Below are 25,559 nucleotides of genomic sequence, written 5' to 3'. Positions count from 1 at the left end.
TCCATGACTGACGAATTCTCGGTTGAAAGTGTCTACGCCGAACTTCTGGGCCGTGCCCCGGAAAACAAGATGGAACCTCGCCTGGCTCCGCTGTTCCGGGCGATGGATGTGCTGGGGGAGCCGAACAAGGCCTTCCCGATCATCCACATCACCGGCACCAACGGCAAAACGTCCACGGCACGCATGATCGAGGCCGGACTGCGTGCCCACGGCCTGAGCACGGGCCGTTACACCAGCCCGCACCTGTCCAAAGTGACTGAGCGCATCAGCATTGACGGAGAGCCTGTACCGGATGCGACGTTCGTGCGTATCTGGGACGAAATTCGCCCCTACCTGGAGATCGTGGACAGCGAGCTCGTTGCCGAAGACCAGCCGCGACTGACCTACTTCGAGTGCCTGACTATTCTTGGCTTCGCGGTGTTCGCTGATCAGCCTGTTGATGTTGCCGTCATGGAAGTCGGCTTGGGAGGCATCACCGATGCCACCAACGTTGGCGATGGCCAAGTCTCAGTCATCACACCGATTTCGCTGGACCACACGGATCTTCTGGGGGACACCACCGAGGACATCGCCTACGAGAAATCCGGCATCATCAAACCGGGCGGCTTCCTGGTCAGTGCAGCTCAACCCGTTGACGCTGCGCAGGTCCTGTTGGAGAAAGCCCGTGAAGTTGACGTGCCGTTCCGATTTGAGGGCGTCGAATTCGGTGTCGAGTCCCGCAGCGTCGCTGTGGGCGGCCAGGTCCTGACCATTCAGGGTCTCGCCGGCCGCTACGAAGACCTGCTGCTGCCACTGCATGGTGCCCACCAAGCCGAAAACGCCGCCGTAGCCGTCGCGGCTTTGGAAGCGTTCTTCGGTGGGGGAGAGAAAGAGCTCGATGCCGAGGTGCTCAAAGAAGCCTTTGGCAACGTGACTTCGCCCGGCAGGCTGGAAGTTGTGCGCACTGCGCCCACAGTTGTGGTGGATGCTGCACACAACCCGGACGGCATCCGCGTCTCGTCGGAAGCCATCCAGGAGGCCTTCAGCTTCAGCAAGCTGGTGGTTGTGGTTGGCGTTCTTCGGGAGAAGGACGCCGAGGAGATCCTCAAGACCCTCAAGGAATCACTGGGTGGCCTGGCCGAGGAATTCTGCTTCACCCAATCCAACTCGGCGCGTGCCGTTCCGGCAGCGGAACTGGCCGAACTCGCCGTCGACCTCGGCTTCGGCGAGGACAACGTCCACATCGCGGAGAAGCTGGACGACGCCTTGGAATGGGCTGTGGAGCGCGCCGAATCCAACGATGACCTGGCCGGCGGTGTCCTGGTAACGGGTTCCATCACTGTGGTGGCCGAGGCGAGGATCCTGCTCGGAAAGGCGAGTGCCTAGCATGGCGAAAATGACCAAGGCGCAGCGTGAATGGCGGCCCGGCATGCCCAAGAAGCGCCGATCCACCAAGGTGATGTTCGCGTCTACCGTGCTCCTGCTTGAAGCCTTCGTCGCGTTCTTCGGCACGTTGGCAGTCTTCGGCCTGAGGCGTGGAGAAGTTGACCCCGGCATCATTCTTGGGGTCGGCATCGCACTGACGGTGGTGCTGGTGTTGGCGTGCGCCGTACTGTCCAAGCCATGGGGCATCGGGGTTGGCTGGGCACTGCAGCTTGTGCTGATCCTGACGGGCTTCGCCGAGCCCACCATGTTCATTGTGGGGATCCTGTTTGCCATCTGCTGGTGGTACGGGATCAGGGCCGGTATGCGGATTGACCGCGAGGTGGCCCAGCGCGACCGCGAGCAGGCGGAATGGGATGCAGCCCACGGTGACCAGGCTGGCCCGCAAACCCCGTAAACTGGCTGGGAAAACCACCAAACAACCACATTGGAGCAACTGTGAGCATTGAACGGACACTTGTCCTGGTCAAGCCCGACGGCGTCGCCCGCAACCTGGGTGGAAGCATCCTCGCCCGGATCGAAGCCAAGGGGTACACCCTGGCGGAGTTGAAGAAGGTCAACGCGACCCGCGAGCTGCTGGAGCAGCACTACGAGGAACACGTTGGCAAGCCGTTCTACGAGCCGCTGGTTGAGTTCATGCTCAGCGGACCGGTTATCGCTGCAGTCTTCGAAGGCCACCGCGTGATCGAAGGCTTCCGCTCGCTGGCCGGAACAACGGATCCGACGACGGCGGCACCGGGCACCATCCGCGGCGACTTCGGCCGCGACTGGGGCCTGGCAGTCCAGCAGAACCTCGTTCACGGCTCAGATTCAGTCGACTCCGCAGAGCGTGAGATCAAGATCTGGTTCGAGGGCTAAACACCCCCGCCGAGATAACAGTTAAGGCCAATGTTCTTCGTGAACATTGGCCTTAACTGTTATCTCGCGAGTGGTGGTTCTACGCTGTGGACGCCACGAAGAGGTGGATGAACGAGAAGAAGATCGTGGCGATCACGGCGATGTACAGCAGGGCAACGATGATCCATCCCGATCCGGACAAAAGCTTGACCAGTGCCGGCGGCGCCTTGATGACCCCGCTGGTGACGTTGCGGATGGTTACCCAGACAAACAGGGGGATCATGGCGGCCCACACCACCATGCAGAACGGGCACAGCACGTGAATGACGTAGAGTGCCTGCGACCATAGCCACACAACGAACGCGAAACCAAGGGTCACACCGGTTTGCAGGCCCAGCCAGTAGCCCCGTGAATACCTGGCTCCCGCAAGAATGCCCATGGCTGTAGTGATGATGACAGCGAAGGCAACGATGCCGATGAACATGTTGGGAAAGCCGAACACCGAGCTTTGCGGTGTCTGCATCACTTCACCGCAGGAGACAAACGGATTTACATCGCACACTGTCACGTGGTTGGGATCCTTGAGGACCTCAAGTTTCTCCAGCACCAGGATTCCGGAAGCCAGCCAGCCAACGACGCCGGTGATCAACAGCAGCCACGCGAAAGGCTTGTCACGGACCGTGTTGGGGAGGGAATCCTGCTGGGTGGACATGTCCTCCACATGGCTTGTGGCTTTGTTGGCCAGGTTTTCCCTGGCGGTGCTTGGCATCGCGGATGTGATCCTTTTCGACAAATGGCCCGGCAAGCCGGGAAGGGCTCTTGGGAGGATTGTAACTCCGAAGGCTGGGCGCCGGCCCCAGCTTGTGCACGGAGCTCCACGACACAGCGACCTACCCTGGGAATGTGCAGGGGTGTGAGAGAATGAACATGGCCGGGAGTCGATCCACATTCGAATTCCGGTCCGGTGACTTTGTTCCCAAGACCGCCAGTATGAGCTGGGCATGCCCGGATCGTGTGATCCTCGGTAGGCCCGCCATGACAATGGACGGCACCTGGTTGTGGCAGCAGAACAACGGGTTTCAGAATAAAGCCGCCGGCCTTCCAGGGCTGCCGCACCCCAATGCTGGTGCGAACCGGAAGGCATACTGCCGACTTCTGTCAACGCCTGCGGGTTTTGACAATATTTGCTCCACTGGGCGCCGGATGTGGCGGCGTCGCTGGGGCAGGAGTGTTGCCACATATGGATAATGACCAGGTTGTAGCCGTTAATGACGAGGCAGCTCCCGCGGAAACTGCGGAAGCGCCCAAGAAAGCCACCAGGACCCGGCGCAAGGCAGCGCCCAAAGTCGCCGCTGACGTAGAGGCACCTGCGGCCGAGGCCCCCGCCTCGGAAGCCGCCCCTGAGGCCGCCGCAGCACCAGTGCGTCGCACGCGTTCCCGCAAGAAGGCAGAGCCCGCCGAAACCCTGCCCGGTTTGGACGACGAAGCCACTGCTGTGGGCGAAGACGCCGCTGCCGCCCCGGCAGCTGCCGAAGCCAAGCCCGAAGCGGCCGCTGAGCCGGCCCCCGAAAAGCCGGTCCGTCGTCGTCGTGTTACCAAGCCCAAAACTGAAGCCGTAGAGGCACCGGTTGCCGCGGAAGCCGCGCAGGAAACCACGACGCCGGAAAAAGGCTCCCAGCCGGAAGTACCGGTCGCTGAGGTAGCCGCCGATGTTGCTGCCCAAAACCCGGAAGCGGAAGCCGCCGCGGAGGAAGCTGCCGAAGAAGCTGCCTCTGCTGCGTCCACCTCCCTGTTCATGGAGCCGGTTTCCATCACCTCCATGATCTTCCAGGCCCCGGACCTCACCACAGTTCCCCGCGTCGCCGCGGTGGAGGAGAAGGCTGAGGAGCCCGAAGAGGAAACCGAAACTACCGCTGAAGGCGAGCTGGAAGACGCAGGTAGTCGCCGGCGTCGCAGGAGCCGCGGCCGCCGTGGCCGCCGTGGAAACGAGCGGGACGAGAACGAGGCCGAGGACGGCACCGAGTCCGAGGACGAGGAAGCGCCGGTAGTAGAAGCCCTCGAAGAAGGTGTCACGTCTCGGCGCAGGCGTCGTCGCCGCCGTGGAGACCAGGATCTTGAACTGACCGGCGGCTCGGATGATGACCCGCCCAACACAGTCACCCGTGTCCGCGCGCCGCGCCCCATCACGGAGACAGCACCCTCCAACCGCGTTACCGGCGTCAAGGGCTCCACCAGGCTGGAGGCCAAGAAGCAGCGCCGACGCGAGTCCCGTGAAACCGGACGCCGCCGCCAGGTCATCACCGAGGCTGAGTTCCTTGCCCGCCGCGAGTCGGTGGACCGCCAGATGATCGTCCGCCAGCGCGACGACAGAATACAGATTGGTGTCCTGGAAGACGGCGTGCTTGCTGAGCACTTCGTGTCCAAGACCCAGCAGGACTCCCTGATCGGCAACGTGTACTTGGGCAAGGTCCAGAACGTGCTGCCGTCCATGGAAGCTGCGTTCGTGGACATCGGACGGGGCCGTAACGCGGTCCTGTACGCCGGTGAAGTCAACTGGGACGCAGTCAACCTTGAAGGCCAGCCGCGCCGGATCGAGAACGCCCTGAAGTCCGGCGACTCCGTCCTGGTCCAGGTCACCAAGGACCCCGTGGGACACAAGGGTGCCCGCCTTACCAGCCAGATCTCCTTGCCGGGCCGCTACCTGGTGTACGTACCCGGTGGTTCCATGACCGGCATCTCACGCAAGCTGCCCGACGTCGAGCGCAACCGCCTCAAGCGCATCCTGAAGGACCGCCTGCCGGAGAACGCCGGTGTCATTGTTCGGACAGCAGCCGAGGGCGCTTCGGAGGAAGAGCTCACCCACGACATCAACCGTCTGCGTGCGCAGTGGGAAGGCATTGAAGGACAGGCCTCGTCCACCAAGGTCCTGGCTCCGGAACTGCTCTACGGCGAACCTGACCTCACCATCAAGGTGGTCCGTGACGTCTTCAACGAGGACTTCTCCAAACTGATCGTCTCCGGCGACGACGCCTGGGACACCATCGAGGCTTACGTGACATACGTTGCCCCTGATCTGGTGGGCCGCCTCGAAAAGTGGACCAAGGATCAGGACATCTTCGCCGCCTGGCGCATTGATGAGCAGATCCACAAGGCCCTGGAGCGGAAGGTCTTCCTGCCGTCCGGCGGTTCGTTGGTCATCGACCGCACCGAGGCCATGACTGTGGTGGACGTCAACACCGGCAAGTTCACCGGCAGTGGCGGAAACCTTGAAGAAACCGTCACCAAGAACAACCTGGAAGCGGCCGAGGAAGTTGTTCGCCAGCTTCGTCTGCGCGATATCGGCGGCATTATCGTCATTGACTTCATTGACATGGTCCTTGAATCCAACCGCGACCTCGTCCTCCGCCGCATGGTGGAGTGCCTCGGCCGGGACCGCACCAAGCACCAGGTGGCCGAAGTAACGTCGCTGGGCCTGGTCCAGATGACGCGCAAGCGCATGGGTACCGGCCTCCTTGAGGTCTTCGGTGAGCAGTGCGAGCACTGCGCTGGCCGAGGTGTCGTCACGCACGACGAGCCCGTTGAGCACCGACGCGCCAACGTGGTGGCTGCTGAACATCACCGCCCGCATACGGAAGCGCAGCAGCCTGCTGCGCGGACCGAACGCAAACGCCGCCGCGGCAAGGGCGGGGGACCGGCTGTTGCCGAAGCTCCCGCGCAGGTCCACACCACCACGTCCGCCCCGGCCGCAGCATCCACCACGGCTGAACCGCAGGATCCTGCCCGGATAGCCAAAGCCGAGGCAACCAGGGCCGCCCTGGCGACGATTGCCGCTGCAGCGCACGCCGCACACCTGCACGACGACGAAGTTCACCGTGCAGAGGAGGAAGCGCGGGCGGCAGGCCGGCACGAGCCGGACGCAAGCCCTACAGCCGGCACCGCCGCCAGTAGTGAAGCAGGCAGCGGCGAAGCAGGGACTTCAGCCCGCGATGCTGCAAGCAGGGAAGCAGCAGTCCAGGAAGCAAGATCTACTCCCGTGCTGCGCTTCGGCGGGGAAGAAGTTGCCTTGCCGTTCGTTGAGCACCACGAGGAACCGCAGGCAGCCAAGCCTGCCATGAGCCTGGATCTGCTGGCCGAAGCGTTTTCGCACCTCGGTGCGGCTCCGGCACCCGAGCAGGAAGCCGCTCCGATTTCAGCCCCGAAGGCTGCTTCTCCGGCACGGACTGCCGAGGAAGATCCGGAGGCTGCTTCAGCCTCGCGTGGTCGTCGTGGTCGCCGTAACCGGAGCGCCAGCAGGGCCCAGGGCGCGGCCAATGAAACCAGCGTTGAACACCATGAGGCGACAGCGTCGGCCACCCGGGGTTCGGCCCATGAGGCCAAGGCGCCTGTGGAACCGGCCAAGAAGGCACCAAAGGATGAGCCCATCATCCTCGGCGTTGGAGTTCCTGCTTCCGAGCTCTAATCGCGGCGAATAAGTTGAAGAGGGCCCTGCGCTAACTGCCAAACGGCGGGTAGCGCGGGGTCCTTTTGCGTCCGCTCTGCAAGCCACGCACAGGCTGCGTTCAGAGTCACATCCGGGCGTCGGTGTGGCCCGGTTCCCGCGGCGCGTTGCTTCCCGGCTACGCTTGGGGACTGACACGGGGTGCCGGGCGTTGGGCCAGGCTGAGATCCAAACCCGTTGAACCTGTCCGGTTAGCACCGGCGAAGGGATGTCTCATGACTGCATCATCATATTCATCGGTGTACCCCCTCGACGCTCCGGCTTCGGGCCGTCCAACCCCGCGCATTCTGAGCATTGCCGGCTCGGACCCTTCAGGTGGTGCCGGAATCCAGGCGGACCTGAAGAGCATCGCCGCTTTTGGCGGGTATGGCATGGCTGCCATCACGGCCCTCACCGCGCAAAACACCAGGGAGGTCAGTGCCGTCCACGTCCCTCCCGCGCACTTCCTGCGTCAGCAACTGGAAGCCATTAGTGCCGACATCACCATTGACGCCGTCAAGATCGGAATGCTCGGCGACGCAGCCGTCATCAACCAGGTCCGGGGCTGGCTCGAAGAGGTGAGTCCCGCCGTCGTGGTCCTTGATCCGGTGATGGTGGCCACCAGCGGTGACCGGCTGCTGCGGGAGTCTGCTGAGAAGGCATTGCGCTCGCTGCTGCCTTTGGCCCACCTCATTACGCCGAACCTTCCTGAACTGGCCATGTTGCTGGGGGAGCCCGAGGCAACTGACTGGGCTTCGGCGCTGGACCAGGGCAAACGGCTGGCAGCGGAGTACGGAAACACGGTCCTGGTCAAAGGTGGCCACCTGCCAGGGCCGGAGTGCCCGGACGCGCTGGTGAACACGAGCGGGCTGCTGTCCCAGGACGTGGTCGAAGTGGCAGGTCCCCGGGTTGCAACGCGGAATAGCCACGGTACCGGGTGCTCTCTGTCTTCCGCCTTGGCCACAGTCCAGGCACGAACCGGTGACTGGGAAGTTTCATTGCGGGAAGTCAAGCCGTGGTTGCTAGGGGCATTGCAGGCCTCTGACAGCCTGCACGTGGGTCAAGGCAACGGGCCCGTGAACCACTTCCACCACTTCCAGCAGGCATCCACGCCGGGCGCTTTCGCTGCGGCGATGTGGAACGAAGCCGTCCCCGAACTCGAAGCGATTTACGGGCTCCCGTTTATTCAAGGACTTCAATCCGGCGAGCTGCCGGAACGTGACTTCAATTACTACCTTGCCCAGGACGCCATCTATCTCAATGGGTATTCGAGGGTCCTGGCACGTGCGGGCGCCTTGGCGCCCACGGAGGAAGAACAACTGTTCTGGGCAAAGGCATCACAGCAGTGCCTGGAGGTTGAATCGGAGTTGCACAGGAACTGGTTGAGCACGCGCGAAGCCTCCACGGCAACCGGACCGGTTACCAAGTCCTACGTGGACCATTTACTGGCAACATCCGCCGCCGGCAGCTACGCCGTGGTGCTGGCGGCGATCCTGCCCTGTTATTGGTTGTACGCGGAGGTGGGGCAGCAGCTTCATACGGCATACGTAGACGCCGGCGCGCCGGCGGACCACGCATATGCGGACTGGTTGAAGACCTATGCCGACGAGGATTTCGCGGCGGCAACGCGGAAAGCGATCAACTTCACTGCTGCCGCGGCCGTCGCGGCTTCTGGCACGGAGCGGACTGCGATGATGGATGCTTTCACTCAGTCCTGCCGCTACGAGACGGCGTTTTTCGATGCTCCCAGGCTGTTTGCCCAGGCTTCGTTCACGTGCGCTGAGTAGCTTTCCGGGCACGCACTTGAGGCCAATTGCGGCGACACGTCCGCGCGTCGCTGGCCGGATCGCGTTAATCTCGCTCAAACCCTGTAGGCTGTATGGGCACGGTGCCGGGAGAGTCCGTTACAACTGGTGATGCAAGTCACGAGGTAGCCTCCGGACCCGGCCTCATTTGCAGCTGAAGGTCAAACTAGCGTAATCTTGATCTTCGGTGCTTACGCCAACACTTGGGTTATGCCCCTTGGAATTGTTCATGGGATGACTCGCGGACTTCGATTCAGAAGTCCACGGCGTTGAGGCACAGCGCGAACCAGGGCTGATTCCGGTTCAAGGTTCCGCACGCAAATTTTGTAATAAACGTCGAGAGAAGTGAGTACCCAAGTGGTGTACGCGATTGTCCGCGCAGGCGGCCGCCAAGAAAAAGTTTCCGTTGGAGACTACGTAACGCTGAACCGCGTCCCCGGTGGAGCCGGTAGCACGCTTGAGCTGCCCGCATTGCTCCTGGTTGACGGCGAGAAGGTCACCTCCGCAGCTGCGGAACTGGCCAACGTCAAGGTCACGGCTGAGATCCTCGAGGACCTCCGTGGTCCGAAGATCGTCATCCAGAAGTTCAAGAACAAGACCGGCTACCGGAAGCGTCAGGGTCACCGTCAGGAACTGACCAAGATCAAGATCACCAGCATCGCGTAACTTTCGTTACCCGCTGTTCAGGTTTTTCAGTTTCCCCAGAAATTTAGAGGCAGGCATTTCACATGGCACACAAAAAAGGCGCGAGTTCCACTCGCAACGGTCGTGACTCCAACGCTCAGTACCTGGGCGTCAAGCGTTTCGGTGGTCAGGTAGTTTCCGCTGGCGAGATCATCGTTCGCCAGCGTGGAACCCACTTCCACCCCGGTGCAGGCGTCGGTCGCGGTGGCGACGACACCCTGTTCGCACTGCAGGCCGGTGCGGTTGAGTTTGGTACTCGCCGCGGCCGTCGCGTAGTGAACATTGTTGCTGCTGCAGCTGCAGAGTAACTACAAGTTCTGAACCGGTGGAGCGGGCCAAACGGCCCGCTCCACCGTTCTTTTAACCGCATTACAATCGACTAGGGCGCTTTAGCGCACTGGTTTTTGCAACAACGCTGGGAACAGCAACAAGCGCTGTAAGACAGCAACTGAGGAGATTCACGTGGCGAGCTTTGTAGACCGGGTAGTCCTGCACGTATCCGGCGGAACCGGCGGCCACGGCTGTGTCTCTGTCAAGCGGGAAAAGTTCAAGCCGCTCGGCGGCCCCGACGGCGGCAACGGCGGCAACGGCGGCGATGTCATCCTGCGCGTATCCGCCCAGACCACAACCCTGCTTGATTACCACCACGCTCCCCACCGCCACGCCACCAACGGTGGCCCCGGCATGGGTGACTGGCGTGGCGGCAAGAACGGTGAAACCCTGATTCTTCCCGTGCCCGATGGCACCGTGGTCAAGACCAAGGACGGCGACGTTCTGGCCGACCTCGTCGGCGAGGGTGCTGAGTACATTGCAGCTGCCGGCGGCCAGGGCGGCCTCGGCAACGCATCCCTTTCATCGCAGAAGCGTCGGGCTCCGGGCTTTGCCCTGCTTGGTATCGAAGGTGAATCCAGCGATATCGTCCTGGAACTGAAGTCCATCGCAGATATCGCCCTTGTTGGTTTCCCTTCTGCCGGTAAGTCGAGCCTCATTGCAGCCATGTCTGCTGCCCGGCCCAAGATTGCCGACTACCCGTTTACTACCCTCATTCCCAACCTCGGCGTGGTGCAGGCCGGCGATGTCCGCTTCACTATCGCCGACGTTCCCGGCCTGATCGAGGGCGCCAGCGAAGGCAAGGGCCTGGGCCACAACTTCCTGCGTCACGTAGAGCGTTGTGCTGCACTGGTTCACGTCCTTGATTGCGGAACCCTTGAATCTGACCGGGATCCCCTGTCCGACCTCGCCATCATCGAGGCCGAACTTGAGAAGTATGCAGTTGACATGAGCTACGCCGGTGTTGACGGTGAAGTGGTGCCCCTTAACGAGCGCCCGAAGCTGGTAGTCCTCAACAAGGTGGATCTTCCTGACGGCAAGGACATGGCCGAGTTCGTCCGTCCTGACCTCGAAGCGCGTGGCTACCGCGTTTTTGAGGTATCTGCAACGAGCCACGAGGGTTTGCGTCAGCTCGGCTTTGCCATGGCTGAGATCGTCCAGGCAGCCCGTGACGCCGTTCAGGCCACGCCTCCCAAGGTGACTGCTCCCGTCCTCAGGCCGCGCGCCGTCAACGAGTCCGGCTTCAAGATCCGCCGCGAGGAGAAAAACCTCGAGCCGCTGTTCCGCGTCCTGGGCGAAAAGCCCGTGCGCTGGGTCAAGCAAACCGACTTCACCAACGAGGAAGCGATTGGCTACCTCGCCGACCGCCTCGCCAAGCTCGGTGTTGAAACCGAGCTCTTCAAGGTTGGCGCCAAGCCCGGCGACACCGTGGTTATCGGTGAAGACGATGGCGTGGTGTTCGATTGGGAGCCCACCATGATGGCAGGCGCCGAGCTCCTGGCGACGCCCCGCGGAACCGACATTCGAGTCGCGGACATCGGCGACCGCCCCACGCGTTCACAAAAGCGCGACGAGCAGATCGAGCGCCGCGAAGCCAAGGCTGCCGCGAGGGCTGAGCTTGAAGCTGAACGCAAGGCTGGCATCTGGACTGAATCCGTCAGTGGCCGCCGTGCCCAGGCAGTGAAGGAAAGCCACCTGGATTCCGGTGATGACGACTAAGACTGTCGACGCTCCGGACATAGCTGAGGGACTTGAGCGCCAGGCCCTTGCCACCGCCAAGCGGATTGTTGTCAAAGTGGGGTCGTCCTCACTGACCAGCATCAAGGGGGGCATCTCCGAAAAGTCCCTCACGGGGCTCGTCAATGCCTTGGCTGAAAAGCGCAATGCGGGGACAGAGATCATCCTGGTGTCCTCGGGTGCCATCGCCGCCGGGCTTGCCCCTTTAGGCCTGGCCAAGCGACCCAAGGACCTCGCCACGCAGCAAGCTGCCGCCAGTGTGGGGCAGGGACTCCTGATGGCACGGTATACCCAGGCTTTCAGCGCCCACGGTGTAACAGTCAGCCAGGTCCTGTTGACCGCCGATGACCTGATGCGCCGGACGCAGCACACTAATGCCTTCCGGGCATTGGACAGGCTGCTAAACCTTGGTGTCGTTCCGGTAGTTAATGAGAACGACACCGTGGCCACGCATGAAATCCGTTTCGGTGACAACGATCGTCTCGCTGCCTTGGTGGCCCACTTGGTTCGCGCCGATGCGCTCGTGCTGCTGTCCGACGTCGACGCCCTCTACGACGGCCCGCCGTCCCAGGGCGCCCAGCGTATTCCTCTGGTCCGTGGTCCGCAGGACCTCGAGGACGTGACCATAGGCAAGGCGGGCAAAGCCGGCGTCGGAACCGGCGGCATGATGACCAAGGTGGAAGCAGCGTCCATCGCTGCCGGTTCGGGTATACATGCCCTGGTCACGTCCACGGCCAATGCTGCGGCGGCTTTGGCTGGCGAGGACGTTGGAACGTGGTTTGCCGTTAACGGCAATCGCAAGCCGGTCCGACTCCTCTGGCTGGCACACCTGGCCACCGTTCACGGCCGTTTAATACTCGACGACGGCGCCGTGAAGGCCGTGCGCGACCGGCACAGGTCACTCCTTCCCGCAGGCATTTCGGACATTAGCGGTGATTTCGAAGCAGGAGATCCCGTTGAGATGGTTGCCCATGACGGAACCGTGGTGGCACGCGGCCTGGTGAACTACTCTTCGGAGGAACTCCCGCGCATGTTGGGCCGTACAACGCAGGAGCTCGGCCAGGCCATGGGTCGCGGCTATGACCGCGAAGTTGTTCATGTTGACGATCTGGTGCTCCTGAGGGCGTCGCGCTCATCTAAACTTGGAGCATGACTGAAGCGCTGACCCCTGACGCCCCTGTGATCTCCGACGTATCCGGTACCACCGGCCAGACGCCGGAGAACCCTGCGGCAGGCGTCCCGTTGTCACCGGAAGATGTCCAGGCAGCTGTTCACGCCATCGCGGACCGTTCCCGTAAAGCTGCACGCCGCATGGGACAGGCCAACCGTGCATGGAAGGACCGCGCGTTGCGTGCCATCGGAACTGCCTTGGTGGAGAACCGGAAGCGCGTGCTGGAGGCCAACGCCAAGGATGTAGCCCTGGGCCGTGCCAACGGTACGTCAGCGGCTTTGCTGGACCGTTTGACCCTGACTCCTGCCCGCATCGACGGTTTGGTCGCTGCCTTGGAGAACCTGGCTGGCTTGCCCGATCCCGTGGGAAACGTGGTCCGTGGACAAACGCTGCCCAATGGACTGCGCTTGCGCCAAGTGAACGTCCCCATGGGTGTTGTCGCTGCCATTTATGAGGCCCGTCCGAACGTTACGGTGGATATCGCAGGCCTGGCATTGAAAAGCGGGAACGCAGTAATCCTCAGGGGAGGTTCCGCCGCTGCGAACACCAACGAGGCACTGGTTCAGATCCTTCGCGAAGCGCTGGATTCCGTCGGCCTGCCCGCGGATGCCGTGCAGACTGTGGACCAGTATGGTCGCGAAGGAGCCAACGTACTGATGCGCGCCCGCGGCCGGGTGGATGTCCTGATTCCCCGCGGTGGACGGGATCTCATCCAGACTGTTGTGACCAACTCCGCTGTACCCGTCATCGAAACCGGCGAAGGCAATGTCCATATCTTCATTGACGAGTCCGCGAATGAAGAGATGGCCGTGGAAATCCTCCTCAACGCCAAAACGCAACGCCCCAGCGTCTGCAACACCGTTGAAACCCTGCTGGTGCACTCGGGCGCCACTGTGCTGCCTGCAGTTGCCAAAGCACTGCGTTCAGCCGGCGTCACCCTCCACGTTGATGAGCGGATCGCTTCTGCCTTGGGCAAGGACGTTGAAACCGTTCCCGCCGACGATGACGATTGGGCCACCGAATACATGGACCTTGATCTCGCGGTTGCCATGGTGGACAGCCTGGATGAAGCGGTCAACCACATCCGCACCTGGACCACCGGTCACACGGAAGCGATCCTCACCAATAACCTAGCCAACGCTGAGAAGTTCATTGCGGACATTGATTCTGCTGCCGTGATCGTCAATGCCTCCACCCGGTTCACTGACGGAGGGGAGCTCGGCCTCGGAGCCGAAGTGGGTATTTCCACCCAGAAGTTGCACGCCCGGGGTCCCATGGGCCTCACGGAGCTGACCACCACCAAGTGGATCGTCCAGGGCGAGGGCCAGATCCGCGCCTAGCAACGCGGTAACATAGAACAGAAGTCCGGAACGGTGGGGAGTCCCGCCGTCGAAAATCCTTTGAGAACCAATAGGGGAGAAGATGCTGTTTCAGCAGATCGCCACGTCCATTGCCGCCCAAACTGAAGGCGGCCACGAGGAACTCGCTCCACTGTGGGCCGAGCCGTGGGTTTTCGGCGTCGTGATGTTCGCCCTCATGCTGGTTCTCCTGTTCGTTACCCTCTCCTACACCAACCTCGGCAACCGTCACGAGGCCGTTGAAGAGCACGCCGATCCGCACCGCCAGCACCCGAACAAGCACACCCACGGCCAAGGCCACTAACATTATCGCCGCAACACCGCGTGGGGAGGCGGGGCGCAGGCTCCGGCTGGGCGTGATGGGTGGAACATTTGATCCCATTCATCACGGCCACCTTGTGGCTGCCAGCGAAGTCGCAGCCAAGTTCGGCCTTGACGAAGTGGTTTTCGTGCCCACCGGCCAGCCTTGGCAGAAGTCACACAAGCTGGTCAGCAGGCCTGAACACCGCTACCTGATGACCGTCATCGCCACGGCCTCCAATCCAAGGTTCACAGTAAGCCGTGTGGATGTTGATCGGCCGGGGCCGACGTTCACTATCGACACCCTCCGCGATCTCCGTGCAGAGCGTCCTGACGCTGACCTGTTCTTCATCACGGGTGCAGATGCCTTGGCGCAGATCCTTTCGTGGAAGGACGTTGACGAATTGTGGTCCTTGGCCCATTTCGTCGGCGTGACCCGTCCCGGCCATGAACTGCACGACATGGGCAGGGACGACGTCAGCCTGTTGGAAGTTCCCGCCATGGCCATCTCCTCCACGGATTGCCGGACCCGCGTTGGGGCCGGAAACCCTGTCTGGTACCTCGTGCCTGATGGAGTTGTGCAGTACATCGCAAAATATGGACTGTATGCGGCGCCGGCGAACGCAGCGGATCTGACACCAGCACTGTCCGGATCAGACGACCAAGCACGTACTGAATGAGTTTTGAATGAGCAGCCAGGACCAGCGACCCATCCGTAGCAGGCGCGAGCTTCGACGTGCCCGGGAGGAAAACCCCGAGGCTGAGCAAGTGGATACGTCCGCGCCTGCGGACGTGGAAAACCTTCCTCAATCCGATCGCCCGAACGGCCGCAATCGTCGTGCCGCCGACGTCCCTGTGGACGCAGTGGGACCGGCAGCCCAGGAACGGTCATCGCAGATCCGTGCCCGGGATCGTGCCGCTTTGCGCACCATCAAGGAGCTGGCGGACAAAGAGGAGCAGCTCTCCGGCGGGGGACCGCCTACTCGTCGCCAGTTGCGCCTCCAGCAACTTCAGGCCGAAGTTGCTACCTCAATGAATCCCATTGTTCCCGCCCCAGCGGCAAAGGACACGGGTCAGTCGGGGGGTGCCAAGTCTTCCAAACCGGATTCTTCCAAGCCGGAGCCTGCCAGCAAAGCTCCCAACGAGAAGACCCAAGGAGCTCCCAAGGCCACAACGGGTGGTGCGGGAAGCGGCAAGGCTCCTGCTGAGTCCGAAATGTCCGTGGAGCAGGCGCTTGCGGTTCGGCAGCTGATCGCCGCGCAGGTGGAAAACCAGACGTCCAAGCTGGAACACATTGCCGAACAGGACCCTTTGGCTGTAGATCCTGAGGTCCTGGCCCAGCAGATCGCCCTTGCCGAGCGTGCTGCCGTCCTGAACAAGCGCGCCGCCGCTAAGCAGAAGCTTGCCGAGAAGACGCAGGGAGAATCCGCCAAAAACACGTCGGAACCCGCCAAGAATGCGTCGGGTTCCGGGGTTGACGGAAAGTCGCCGGCCGCTACGGTGGGTCCTTCCACGGCTAACAACCTGGCGATGGTGACTCCCTTGGAGTTCGTTAAGATGCCGGGGATCGAACGCCCTGTCATGAAGCGCCCGAGCACCACCTTTGTACCGCTGATCACTTCTGCGGGGCCAAAGCTCGACGCAGAACAAGCCCAGGGAAAAAAGCCGGCAGCACGCGGCCGTGCCGGCGTTCTTGCCCGCGCAGAAGCAGTCGCGAAGTCGGTCGGGAAACGTCCTGTCGCCGCCGCGGAGCCCAGCCAAGAGACCCAGCGCCCACCGGTTTCGGCCAGCGCCGCGTATGGCCTTGACCCCCTGGATGCCAACACCGCCGGTTTGGCCCGGGCGCAACGGAACAGGCTGCTGCAATTCGGCGTCCTGGGGTTGGGCATCGTGGCGCTAATCGTCGGCATCATCATGATCACCAGCGGCTAATTCCGCTGAACAACGGCTCACGCCAACACAGGCCACTGGCCACAACAAGGAGTACCCGTGTCTGCACATGAACAATCCATTACCCTCGCCCGTCACGCTGCGCGTGCCGCGGCAGACAAGCTTGCCGAGGACATTGTCGCCCTGGACGTGAGTGAGCGTTTGGCGCTCACCGACGTTTTCCTCATTGCGTCCGCTCCCACCGAGCGCCAGGTCAACGCCATTGTTGACGGCATCGAGGAAGAACTGATGAAGCAGGACCTTCGTCCCGTGCGCCGCGAGGGCCGCTCTGAAGGCCGTTGGGTTCTCTTGGACTATGCGGACATCGTGATCCATGTCCAGCACGCTGAAGATCGTGTCTTCTATGCTTTGGAACGCCTCTGGAAGGACTGCCCTGTAGTGGACCTCGAATTGGGCGACGACGCTTCCGCGAAGGCTGTTTCGGCGGAAGATTCCGAACACTAGGAACAGCAATGAGCAGAAATATGTCCGATTTGGAATTTTCGGAAATGCTGTTCTAAGATATTTGAGTTGCTTCGGCGCGGATGGTCCAAAAAACCAGTTGCGAAGCAGCAAGAATATGGGGCTGTGGCGCAGCTGGTAGCGCACCTGCATGGCATGCAGGGGGTCAGGGGTTCGAGTCCCCTCAGCTCCACCACCAAGGTCCTGTCTTCTTCATGAATTGTATGGAGAAGGCAGGACCTTTTTCGTACCCGGAGGCAGCCGCTTGCAGAACTCGTGGCTATTTGGCCGGTGCCGGGCGTAACGCCGGCAGCATGAACTCCCACATCTGTTCGATCCTTGGCAGCATGTCTTCACGTGAGGTCAGTACTTCAGAGACCATCTGAACGCCGGTGAACGACGCAACCAAGTACCGGGCGAACGCTGCAGCGTCCAGCTCGGGACGTACGGCGCCATCCTCTGCAGCCTGCCGCAGCAGTTGCTCTGCCGTGCTGATCCAGTCCTGGTAGGGACCTGAGACGTCGGCGTCGAAAGCGGAGGCTTCAAACGTGAGCCGAATGCCTCCTTGGACAACCGGCTCATCCAGCAGCTGTTGGCCGAACATCCTGCAGAGTCCTATGAGCCTGTCCAAGGCGGGTGCGCCTGAGGCGACGATTTCAGACCCCGCGGCCAAGACGATGGCGTGCTGCTCCTCGATGACAGCTAAAGCCAGGTCCCGCTTTGATGTGAAGTGGAAGTAGAGCGCACCCTTCGTCACGCCTGCGCGCTTGGTGATGTCGGTCAGGCTGGCATTTCCGTAGCCGATTTCCGCGAAGACCCGGGCAGCGCCTTCGATGACGGAAAGCCGGGTGTCTTTCGCACGTTGCTGCATGGGTGGTGGGTAGCCTCTCAGGTCAGGCAGGAGACGGAGGAGCGGGCCGCCGTCGAGACTCCACAACGCTACCATCGGCCGACCACGGCCTCACCGGAACATAAACCGACTGAACGGTTTGGTTTTGTTCCGAGGAAAATCTAGACTTCAAGTGGAGCCGCGCAGTTTTGGCGGATGGCTCCTTCGCGGCCGGTTTGGGGGGAGGTGCGGTGGAGTAATCCAGCGCACCTCGGCTGCGGATCGCCCTCCGTCGGACCGCAAGGGCGGCGTGATGCAGCTCATGTTCCGGCGATTTCGCTTCTCGTGGGATTGTGGTTAGTATTGACGAGTTGCTTCGGCGGGAAGAGAAATTGAACCGTTTGCGGTCAACAAAATTCCGGGGCTGTGGCGCAGCTGGTAGCGCACCTGCATGGCATGCAGGGGGTCAGGGGTTCGAGTCCCCTCAGCTCCACTTCGGAAGAAAGACCCCGCTCACTGAGCGGGGTCTTTCTGTTGTTCACCTCCCGATCCCTGGAGGCTACTCCGCAGGACGCGCGAATTCGGCGCCGCTGACGAACTCGACGCCTTGGAAGGGTTGATCGCCCACTACATGGGCGTTGTGACCCGGTGGGATGGTGTAGGAGTCGCCGGCTGAAATGCTGATCTTGCCGCCGTCATTGGTTTCTACCTCCAGGTTGCCGGAAAGGCAGAACCCGACGTGGCTCAATTCGCAGGAGTCGGTGCCAACTACTGGCTTGATGCAGTCGGCCCAGGTCCAGCCTGGTTCAAAGGTCATACGGCCGATTGTGTAATCTCCCACGGTGACGAGGTCCAGGACCGTCTTATCGGGGCGTCGCGTTTCGTCGGGAGAGTTGTGGGACTTTACTTCAAGGTTCGTGACAACATTGACACTCATGGCTTCTCGCAGGGAAAGGGGAGCCCAATGATGAGTGGATCCCGGTGCCTGGCTCCAAGGGTCGCCGTGACCTGTGCCTGCCGCCTTGGTGGTCTCCAGCCGAAGGCATGACAGGTGTTTGCGTGGTGCAAGCACTAGGTTCCTCCCAAGCCGCCCTTAAGTCGAGACAGTTAAGTATGAAAGCGAGAACCGCACCGTGACGGCAATGGATGTTGAATCGCTCTTGGGTACGTTGAGCAGGCTTCCCGACGTCGAAGCGGACAACCTGCAGGCCTTCGATGCCACAGACAGGCTCCTGTTGGACACGGCGGCGGATCTGCTGGGGCCCGACACGAAGGTGGTTGTCATCGGCGACCGCTATGGTGCGCTGACATTGGGCGCCGTGGCTGGGCTCGGCGTCGGGCATGTACGCGTCAGCCAGGACCTTTTCACTGGAAGGCTTGCGCTGAAACGCAATGCCGCGGTGGCTGGCTTGGAGGGACGTTTCACCGAATACGAACTGAACCGGGACTTGCTGGACGGTGCAGGCGTTGTGCTTCTGCAGTTGCCTAAGTCTCTGGCTGAGTTGGAGGAAATCGCCGACGCCGTAGCGCGGTTTGCGGCGCCGGATGCGGTCCTGCTGGCCGGGGGTCGCGTGAAGCACATGTCACTCGGCATGAATGAGGTCCTGGAACGCTACTTCTCATCGGTCCAGCCGCAACTTGCCCGGCAGAAATCCCGTGTCCTGGTGGCACGGAACCCCAAAGCGACGCCCGGAAAGCGTCCCTTTCCTGTGGTGGAATCGCTGCCGGAGTTGGGAATCACAGTGTGCGCGCATGGTGCTGCGTTCTCCGGCGCCCGTCTGGACATAGGCACGCGCTACCTTCTGACGTTCCTGGATCGTATGCCGGCATCGAAGCAGGTTGTGGATCTGGGTTGCGGGACCGGTATTCTCGCCACAATGTATGCGCTTCGCCACCCGGATGCCCGCGTCGTAGCCACCGACCAGTCAGCTGCAGCCGTTGCTTCAGCCAGGGCTACGGCCGCTGCAAACGGGTTGGGGGAGCGGGTGGCAGTGATCCACGATGATGCCATGTCCACCCTTGAGCCTGGCAGTGTTGACCTCATCTTGCTGAACCCGCCGTTCCATCTGGGTGCCAGTGTGCATGCCGGCGCTGCGCTCAAGATGTTTCAAGCGGCCGCCCGTGTTCTTGCCCCCGGGGGAGAGTTGTGGACCGTCTACAACAGCCATTTGCAGTACCGGGCCGCCCTGGAACGGAACATCGGGCCAACGGTGGAGGAAGGCCGGAATCCGAAGTTCACTGTGACTCGAAGCCGGAAGTCCTGAGCCTGGCCATCAAGCGACTGCCGCAACGGCGGTGGCATGGAATGCAGTGGCATCGTTACCAAGCCCTGACACCTGCGTCAGCGTGTGCTCGTATCCGAAGCGGCGGCGGTATCGTACGATTCAGACAAAGACCATCTTCGACGAAGTTCATCCCAATGACGAGGGGCATCAGTGACTGAGATCCGGCAGCCGACACCGAGGCGCGGAACCAACCTTCCCCGCATGGGGGACTTCAACCTGACCGTAATTCTGGAGGCGATCCGGCGGTCATCGGGCGGTCTCAGCCGTGTTGAGCTGGCTCAGATCGTGGGCCTTTCCCCACAGACGATTTCGAATATCTCCCGACGCCTCCTGGACCAGCAGCTGATAGTGGAGGCCGGTAAGGAAGGCTCGGGCCCCGGCAAGCCGAGGACCATCCTGCGCCTCAACCCGGCGGGTATGTACGCGGTGGGCGTTCATCTGGACCCGGCCGTCATCACCTTTGTGGTCCTCGACTTGCTGGGCGACGTCGTAAGGCATTCGCGGATGGCAACCCCCGGTGGTGACCCTGCCGACGTGATTACCAGCATCGCCGAACAGATCAATGTCCTGATCGAAGAGTCAGGCGTCGATGCTTCCAAGATCGCCGGGCTCGGTGTTGCGGTTCCGGGCCCGATCGACCTCGACGAGGGCTCTGTGGTGGAGCCGCCCCTTCTGACGCGATGGAACCGCGTGCGCATCCGCGAGGCCTTGGCCGAAGCCACCGGCATGGAAACGTTGGTGGACAAGGACGTGACAAGTGCCGCGGTGGCGGAAACCTGGGCCGGTGGCGCGAGTGGGGCCGGCAGCTTCGTGTTCATGTACATGGGAACCGGTATCGGCTGCGGCATTGTGCTCAATGACGAAGTAGTGCGCGGCACTTCCGGCAATGCCGGTGAAATCGGCCACATCGTGGTGGACCCCAACGGTCCGCAGTGTGATTGTGGATTGCACGGCTGCGTCAAGTCTTCCTGCATTCCGCAGGTGCTGGTGGCCGAGGCCGAAGCCGCCGGTTTGCTTGAAGGGCACCGGGAGGGTGCTGACGGCCCTGAAGTCCAGGAACGCTATGCCGCGTTGTGCGACAAAGCAGATGCAGGTGACGCCAAAGCGATTGCCATCCTGGACAAGTCCGCCACACTGGTGGCACGCGCCGTTTCCATCGTGACCAACACACTGGACGTGGAGCGCGTCGTCTTTGGTGGTCCGTTCTGGGGGCGGATGTCCCCTTACTTCCTGGAACGCGTTCCGGATTTGCTGGACAAGAACAACGCAGCCCGCATGATCCATGACCTGGAAGTCGTGGGAACCGGTGTAGGTGAAGACGTTGGCGCCATTGGTGCCGCCTGCCTGGTTCTGGAGCACATGCTGGCTCCGCGCGCGCAAAGGCTCCTGCTGGAAGGCTAGTTCGAAGCAGGACAACTGAATATCCACAAGGCTCGGCCACGTCGCATGGGTGTCACGGTGAAGTATGGGGGCTGTAGCCACGTTCGACAGAATGGAGCATCATGCGCCGCCCTGTGAAAAACAAGGCAATGATTAAAATGTCGGTGAAATCTGCCGCTGTTAAGTTCGCTGCCGTTGTCTCCGTCGCTGCCGTTCTTACGGCAGCGACGTCTTGTTCGCCCACACCTGAGGCTGCTGAGAGCAAAACGCTCAAGATCGTCTATCAGAAAACGGACTCGTTCACGGCCTTGGACACCGTCATGCAGGACGCCAAGAAGGAATTCGAAGCTTCCAACTCCGGTGTGACCGTGGACCTTCAGCCCATCCAGGCCAATGACGACGACTATGGGACAAAGCTCGCCCTGGCTCAGCGTTCCGCTGATACGGCGCCGGATGTTTTCTATGAGGACACCTTCAAGGTGCGGTCCGACGTCGACGCCGGTTACCTCCTCAAACTGGACAGCTACCTTGAGAAGTGGGACGACTGGGGGGCGTTTAACGAAGCTGCCAAGGCAGCCGGCCGCGCGGATGACGGCGGCATTTATGCGGTGCCGTTGGGCACTGATACGCGGGGCATTTGGTATAACAAGTCCGTCCTGCAGAAGGCGGGAATTTCCGTTCCGTGGCAGCCTAAAACGTGGGACGAGATCCTGACCGCCGCGCGCGCCATGAAAGCTGCGGATCCCAATGTGATCCCGTTCAACATGTATGCAGGCAAGGGGACCGGAGAGGGAACGGTCATGCAGGGCTTCTATGAACTGCTCTATGGCACAGACAGCAGCCTGTATGACGAGAACGAAAAGAAGTGGGTGGTGGGCTCCCAAGGGTTCACCGACTCGTTGGCGTTCTTGAAAACCCTGTATGACGAGAAGCTCGCCGTGAGCCCTGCCGAAGCCCTGGACGCGAACGTCTGGAAGAAGGTCTTTGGCGAGTGGTTCCCGCAGGGCAAACTCGGGGCAACTGTGGAAGGTTCCTACACGCCGTCGTTCTGGCAGAAAGGCGGCGCGTATGAGTGGGCCGGCTATGAGCAGGAGATGGGCGTAGCAATGTTCCCCACCCAGAAGGGACAGGACCCCGGTGGTGTGAGCATGTCCGGTGGTTGGACCCTGGCTGTGGGGGCGAAGACTAAGAACCCTGAACTGGCCTTCCAGTTCCTCACCACAGCGCTGAACAAGAAGAACGCCCTGGCCTATGACATCAACAACTCCCAGATCGCTGTCCGCACGGATGTTGCATCGGAGCCTGAATATCTGGGAGCCAACCCGTTCGTGAAGGACGTTTCAGACTTGGTGAAGGTAACGCATTACCGGCCGGCAACTGCCGATTACCCGAGGATCTCCACGGCCGTCCAAGTAGCTACTGAGTCCGTTATCACGGGTAAGCAGAGTCCTGAGGATGCCGCGGCTGAATACGATGCCACCGTCCGCAAGCTGGTAGGTGAGGACAAGGTTCTGGAGAAATGAGAATGCGCCGCTTCCTGCGGCTGCTCCCCGTAGTCCCGTCTGTTCTCCTGCTCCTGTTGTTCCTGCTGGCTCCTGTGGCGTGGTCCTTCTACGCCTCGTTCACCGACGCCGCGTTGTCAGGGCGGGCGGCCAAAGACCCGCAGTGGGTGGGTGTGGACAATTACGTCCGGATGTTCAGCGACGACTCTTTCCCTTTGGCCGCGTGGCTCACGATAGTGTTCGTCGCAGCGTCGGCGGTGCTGGGACAGAATGTGTTGGGCTTGCTGATTGCCCTGTTGATGACGCGTTCGCGCAGGGCAATGGCATCCTGGGTGGGGACCGCTGTGGTGGCGGCCTGGGTGCTTCCGGAGATCGTGGCTGCGTTTGCCGCATACGCCTACTTCAACCGTGAGGGAACGCTCAACCAGATAGTGGGAGCCTTCGGTGGTGTGGGCCCGGATTGGCTGTACTCGTTTCCCCTGGTGGCGATCGTCTTGGCGAACACCTGGCGTGGAACTGCCTTCTCCATGCTGGTTTACCGGGCAGCGCTTGCTGACGTTCCCAGGGATATCGCAGAGGCGGCGCTCATGGATGGGGCACGAGGCTGGCAGCGGCTGGCCTTCATCACGCTGCCGCTCATCCGGAGCAGTATCGCCACCAACCTGATGCTGATCACGCTTCAGACGTTGGCTGTGTTCACCCTCATCTGGGTGATGACTGCCGGAGGCCCCGCCAATGCCAGCACCACCTTGCCGGTGTTGGCTTACCAGGAAGCGTTCAAGTTCGGTGACATTGGTTACGGCACAGCCGTGGCATCGGTGCTGATTCTGTTGGGAATGATTTTCGGTGGCGTGTACGTGCGGTTGCTACGGGAGCAACGGCCATGACCACCAAGGCCAAGTTGGGCGCGGACATCGCCTTGGCGGTCATCGGGATTTGTTTTGTCGCGCCGTTGCTCTGGTTGCTGCTGGCCGCCGTCGACCCCCAAGCCGGGTACCAGACCAAGGTCCCCTTGGCGCCTTCCACCGAGAACTTCCGTGCGGTGATGACTCCCGAGCTGTTGTTTCAACCCTTGGCAAACAGCTTTCTGTTGTCAGCGGGCACGGCTGTGGTGAATGTGCTTGCAGCTGTGCTTGCCGCCTACCCGTTGTCCAGATATCAATCACGGTTCAACAGGCCCTTCATGTACACGGTCCTGTTTGGGACGTCGTTGCCCGTGACGGCCATCATGGTGCCTGTCTATGGCTTGTTTGTTCAGCTTCAGTTTTTGGATTCCATGGCTGCCACCATCTTCTTCATGGCAACTACCACGTTGCCCATGGCGATCTGGATGACCAAGAACTTCATGGATTCCGTTCCTCTAGAGTTGGAGGAAGCGGCGTGGGTGGATGGGGCCTCCACGATGGCGGCCCTGCGGAGCATCGTCCTGCCTCTGATGAGGCAGGGACTGGGAGTGGTGTTTATTTTTGTTTTCATCCAGGCGTGGGGGAACTTCTTCGTCCCCTTCATCCTGCTGCTGTCCACAGGCAAGCAACCAGCCGCCGTTTCCATCTTCAGCTTCTTTGGCCAGCACGGCGCTATCGCCTACGGCCAGTTGGCCGCGTTCTCCATCTTGTATTCGGTCCCTGTGCTGGTGCTCTATGCGCTGGTATCGCGTGGCATGGGAAATTCGTTTGCCCTGTCTGGCGCTATGAAGGGTTAGTTCGGTGTCAGTCGATGTCCTCGATGATCTCCCCGTACGGTATGGAATCGTCCAGATGGGCTTGGTGACCGGTTGGGCCCCTGTTGAAGGTGATGCGGACGCCGTGGCGTTGGTCTGCTGCAGACTGGAGGAGAACCGGCCGTACGGCGTCGATGACGTGCTGGTCCTGGGAGGCGAGGTACTTCTGATAGGCGGCTGGTAGCGGATGCATGGCAAAAGAATAGACCCAGGAAGACCACATGGGGAGGGGTCCCCATTGCGGCGCCGCTCCAGGAAGGCTTGGATGAAGTGGCCGTTTCACATCAACGCCAGCAAGCAAGGGGACCACGAGTGCAACAGATGACAGCCATGGCCGGAATCGATGCGCCGGACATGGCCCGTGCCCAGCAACTCGTCGGGAGCATCGTACGAAGCTTCGAAAACAAGGTGGTGGGCCAGGCACGGCTGCGCGAGACGTTGGTTATCGGCCTGTTGACCGGTGGCCACGTCCTGTTGGAAAGTGTGCCCGGCCTGGCCAAGACCACTGCGGCCCAAGCAATCGCGGAGTCGGTGAGCGCAGAGTTCCGCCGGATCCAGTGCACGCCGGACCTCCTGCCCAGCGACATCGCCGGTACGCAGATTTTCGACGCCGTCAAAGGCACGTTTGTCACCCAATTGGGCCCGGTCCACGCCAACATCGTCCTGCTGGACGAGATCAACCGATCCAGTGCCAAGACCCAGAGCGCCATGCTGGAAGCGATGCAGGAGCGGCAGACGTCCATCGGCGGCGAGTCCTACCCTTTGCCCCAGCCCTTCCTGGTGCTCGCTACGCAGAACCCCATAGAGCAAGAAGGAACGTATCGTCTTCCCGAAGCGCAGATGGACCGGTTCATGCTCAAGGACGTACTGGACTATCCAAGTCCTGCGGAGGAAGCGGAAGTCATCCGGCGGATTGACGCCGGCGTGTTCAACGCGGACCAGAAGCCTCCGGCGGCCGCTTCCCTTGACGCCGTAGTCCAAGTCCAGGAATTGGTACGGCGGGTCTACATTGATCCGGCGATCGTCCGCTACATCGTGGGACTCGCCTACGTCACCCGCAACGCTTCAAAGTATCTGGAGCCCCGGCTGGCCAACGTCGTGGAATTCGGTGCCAGCCCGCGGGCGAGCATCGCCTTCAGCCAGGCAGCCCGCGCCATGGCATTGCTCAAGGGACGTGACCACGTCATACCTGAGGACGTCAAAAACCTCGCACATCGGATCCTGCGTCACCGGATCATTCTCGGATTCGATGCCGTGGTTGAGGAAATTTCCGTGGAAACCGTGATCGATGCCGTGCTGGCGTCCGTCCAGACGCCGTAGCGGGGCCTGCA

At 61.6% G+C, this 25,559-nt stretch carries 24 protein-coding genes, 2 tRNA genes and 1 riboswitch; of the genes, 22 read left to right on the top strand and 4 right to left on the bottom strand.

The annotated features are described in order from the left end of the window. Window positions 1-3: 3 nt before the first annotated feature. The 3 genes from ACNAOT_RS12605 to ndk are packed head-to-tail and all read left to right on the top strand — an operon-like array spanning window position 4 to window position 2,280. The gene (locus ACNAOT_RS12605; RefSeq protein WP_091467963.1) at window positions 4-1,365 is read left to right on the top strand and encodes a bifunctional folylpolyglutamate synthase/dihydrofolate synthase; all 1,362 of its coding nucleotides are present in this window, start codon (window positions 4-6) and stop codon (window positions 1,363-1,365) included. A gap of 1 nt (window position 1,366) precedes the next feature. Then, entirely contained in the window at window positions 1,367-1,819 is a 453-nt protein-coding gene (locus tag ACNAOT_RS12600) for a DUF4233 domain-containing protein (protein ID WP_420178253.1), read from the top strand. A 41-nt stretch (window positions 1,820-1,860) separates the two neighbouring features. Next, window positions 1,861-2,280 (top strand): nucleoside-diphosphate kinase, encoded by a 420-nt coding sequence (ndk, locus tag ACNAOT_RS12595; RefSeq protein WP_014922034.1) that lies wholly within the window; start codon window positions 1,861-1,863, stop codon window positions 2,278-2,280. 79 nt (window positions 2,281-2,359) lie between these two features. Here the strand turns inward: ndk and ACNAOT_RS12590 are convergent, their stop codons facing one another. Further along, on the bottom strand, window positions 2,360-3,028 hold the full coding sequence (locus tag ACNAOT_RS12590) for a vitamin K epoxide reductase family protein (protein WP_420178252.1): 669 nt from the start codon (window positions 3,026-3,028) through the stop codon (window positions 2,360-2,362). Window positions 3,029-3,499: 471 nt separating this feature from the next. Between ACNAOT_RS12590 and ACNAOT_RS12585 the strand changes: the two genes are divergently transcribed. The 12 genes from ACNAOT_RS12585 (at window position 3,500) to ACNAOT_RS12530 (ending at window position 16,708) form a co-directional block, all read left to right on the top strand. Further along, window positions 3,500-6,718: an Rne/Rng family ribonuclease gene (locus ACNAOT_RS12585; RefSeq protein ID WP_420178251.1), complete on the top strand. Its 3,219-nt coding sequence runs from the start codon at window positions 3,500-3,502 to the stop codon at window positions 6,716-6,718. 166 nt (window positions 6,719-6,884) lie between these two features. Next, window positions 6,885-6,983: riboswitch (TPP riboswitch) on the top strand. Then, entirely contained in the window at window positions 6,973-8,523 is a 1,551-nt protein-coding gene (gene thiD / locus ACNAOT_RS12580) for a bifunctional hydroxymethylpyrimidine kinase/phosphomethylpyrimidine kinase (protein ID WP_420178250.1), read from the top strand. (Overlaps the previous riboswitch by 11 nt.) Window positions 8,524-8,898: 375 nt before the next feature. After that, window positions 8,899-9,207, top strand: coding sequence for a 50S ribosomal protein L21 (gene rplU, locus ACNAOT_RS12575; protein WP_024816904.1), 309 nt, complete (start codon window positions 8,899-8,901; stop codon window positions 9,205-9,207). Between the two features lie 62 nt (window positions 9,208-9,269). Further along, window positions 9,270-9,533: a 50S ribosomal protein L27 gene (gene rpmA, locus ACNAOT_RS12570; RefSeq protein ID WP_003803426.1), complete on the top strand. Its 264-nt coding sequence runs from the start codon at window positions 9,270-9,272 to the stop codon at window positions 9,531-9,533. Between the two features lie 154 nt (window positions 9,534-9,687). After that, entirely contained in the window at window positions 9,688-11,274 is a 1,587-nt protein-coding gene (gene obgE, locus ACNAOT_RS12565; RefSeq protein ID WP_091467951.1) for a GTPase ObgE, read from the top strand. After that, window positions 11,264-12,445 carry a glutamate 5-kinase gene (gene proB, locus ACNAOT_RS12560; protein ID WP_178994960.1) on the top strand — a complete coding sequence of 394 codons (1,182 nt, stop codon included), beginning with the start codon at window positions 11,264-11,266 and terminating at the stop codon, window positions 12,443-12,445. Before obgE ends, proB begins: the two co-directional genes overlap by 11 nt. After that, entirely contained in the window at window positions 12,442-13,803 is a 1,362-nt protein-coding gene (locus tag ACNAOT_RS12555; protein ID WP_091467946.1) for a glutamate-5-semialdehyde dehydrogenase, read from the top strand. Before proB ends, ACNAOT_RS12555 begins: the two co-directional genes overlap by 4 nt. Window positions 13,804-13,885: 82 nt before the next feature. Continuing rightward, on the top strand, window positions 13,886-14,125 hold the full coding sequence (locus ACNAOT_RS12550) for a hypothetical protein (RefSeq protein WP_017200576.1): 240 nt from the start codon (window positions 13,886-13,888) through the stop codon (window positions 14,123-14,125). Between the two features lie 55 nt (window positions 14,126-14,180). Further along, window positions 14,181-14,801, top strand: a complete 621-nt coding sequence (nadD, locus tag ACNAOT_RS12545; protein WP_011775039.1) for a nicotinate-nucleotide adenylyltransferase — start codon at window positions 14,181-14,183, stop codon at window positions 14,799-14,801. A gap of 7 nt (window positions 14,802-14,808) precedes the next feature. Next, window positions 14,809-16,053 carry a hypothetical protein gene (locus ACNAOT_RS12540; RefSeq protein ID WP_420178249.1) on the top strand — a complete coding sequence of 415 codons (1,245 nt, stop codon included), beginning with the start codon at window positions 14,809-14,811 and terminating at the stop codon, window positions 16,051-16,053. A 57-nt stretch (window positions 16,054-16,110) separates the two neighbouring features. Next, window positions 16,111-16,515, top strand: coding sequence for a ribosome silencing factor (rsfS, locus tag ACNAOT_RS12535; RefSeq protein WP_054808905.1), 405 nt, complete (start codon window positions 16,111-16,113; stop codon window positions 16,513-16,515). 117 nt (window positions 16,516-16,632) lie between these two features. After that, window positions 16,633-16,708: transfer RNA gene (locus ACNAOT_RS12530), tRNA-Ala, on the top strand. An 84-nt stretch (window positions 16,709-16,792) separates the two neighbouring features. On the opposite strand, the gene ACNAOT_RS12525 is transcribed toward ACNAOT_RS12530, so the two are convergent. Beyond that, complete coding sequence (locus ACNAOT_RS12525; RefSeq protein ID WP_420178248.1) at window positions 16,793-17,383, bottom strand: ScbR family autoregulator-binding transcription factor; 591 nt, start codon at window positions 17,381-17,383, stop codon at window positions 16,793-16,795. Between the two features lie 378 nt (window positions 17,384-17,761). On the opposite strand from ACNAOT_RS12525, the gene ACNAOT_RS12520 reads away from it, so the two are divergent. After that, window positions 17,762-17,834: transfer RNA gene (locus ACNAOT_RS12520), tRNA-Ala, on the top strand. Between the two features lie 66 nt (window positions 17,835-17,900). On the opposite strand, the gene ACNAOT_RS12515 is transcribed toward ACNAOT_RS12520, so the two are convergent. After that, on the bottom strand, window positions 17,901-18,278 hold the full coding sequence (locus tag ACNAOT_RS12515; protein ID WP_364305982.1) for a cupin domain-containing protein: 378 nt from the start codon (window positions 18,276-18,278) through the stop codon (window positions 17,901-17,903). A 196-nt stretch (window positions 18,279-18,474) separates the two neighbouring features. Between ACNAOT_RS12515 and ACNAOT_RS12510 the strand changes: the two genes are divergently transcribed. The 5 genes from ACNAOT_RS12510 (at window position 18,475) to ACNAOT_RS12490 (ending at window position 24,210) form a co-directional block, all read left to right on the top strand. Next, on the top strand, window positions 18,475-19,605 hold the full coding sequence (locus tag ACNAOT_RS12510) for a class I SAM-dependent methyltransferase (protein ID WP_420178247.1): 1,131 nt from the start codon (window positions 18,475-18,477) through the stop codon (window positions 19,603-19,605). Window positions 19,606-19,776: 171 nt separating this feature from the next. Continuing rightward, window positions 19,777-21,027, top strand: coding sequence for an ROK family transcriptional regulator (locus tag ACNAOT_RS12505; protein ID WP_091467934.1), 1,251 nt, complete (start codon window positions 19,777-19,779; stop codon window positions 21,025-21,027). A gap of 137 nt (window positions 21,028-21,164) precedes the next feature. Next, the gene (locus ACNAOT_RS12500; protein WP_420178246.1) at window positions 21,165-22,529 is read left to right on the top strand and encodes an extracellular solute-binding protein; all 1,365 of its coding nucleotides are present in this window, start codon (window positions 21,165-21,167) and stop codon (window positions 22,527-22,529) included. Beyond that, window positions 22,526-23,395: a carbohydrate ABC transporter permease gene (locus tag ACNAOT_RS12495; protein WP_420178245.1), complete on the top strand. Its 870-nt coding sequence runs from the start codon at window positions 22,526-22,528 to the stop codon at window positions 23,393-23,395. The genes ACNAOT_RS12500 and ACNAOT_RS12495 overlap by 4 nt, the downstream gene beginning before the upstream one ends. Further along, window positions 23,392-24,210, top strand: a complete 819-nt coding sequence (locus ACNAOT_RS12490; protein WP_420178244.1) for a carbohydrate ABC transporter permease — start codon at window positions 23,392-23,394, stop codon at window positions 24,208-24,210. Before ACNAOT_RS12495 ends, ACNAOT_RS12490 begins: the two co-directional genes overlap by 4 nt. A gap of 7 nt (window positions 24,211-24,217) precedes the next feature. Here ACNAOT_RS12490 and ACNAOT_RS12485 read toward each other — a convergent pair whose 3' ends face one another. Continuing rightward, entirely contained in the window at window positions 24,218-24,421 is a 204-nt protein-coding gene (locus ACNAOT_RS12485) for a hypothetical protein (RefSeq protein ID WP_243836799.1), read from the bottom strand. A 128-nt stretch (window positions 24,422-24,549) separates the two neighbouring features. On the opposite strand from ACNAOT_RS12485, the gene ACNAOT_RS12480 reads away from it, so the two are divergent. Further along, window positions 24,550-25,548: an AAA family ATPase gene (locus ACNAOT_RS12480; protein ID WP_420181163.1), complete on the top strand. Its 999-nt coding sequence runs from the start codon at window positions 24,550-24,552 to the stop codon at window positions 25,546-25,548. Window positions 25,549-25,559 lie beyond the last annotated feature (11 nt).

The organism is Paenarthrobacter sp. TA1.8, from assembly GCF_048595705.1.
Lineage (GTDB): Bacteria > Actinomycetota > Actinomycetes > Actinomycetales > Micrococcaceae > Arthrobacter > Arthrobacter nitroguajacolicus.
The sequence above is the reverse complement of the archived record's forward strand: the minus strand, read 5'-3'. Positions and strand labels throughout refer to the sequence as shown.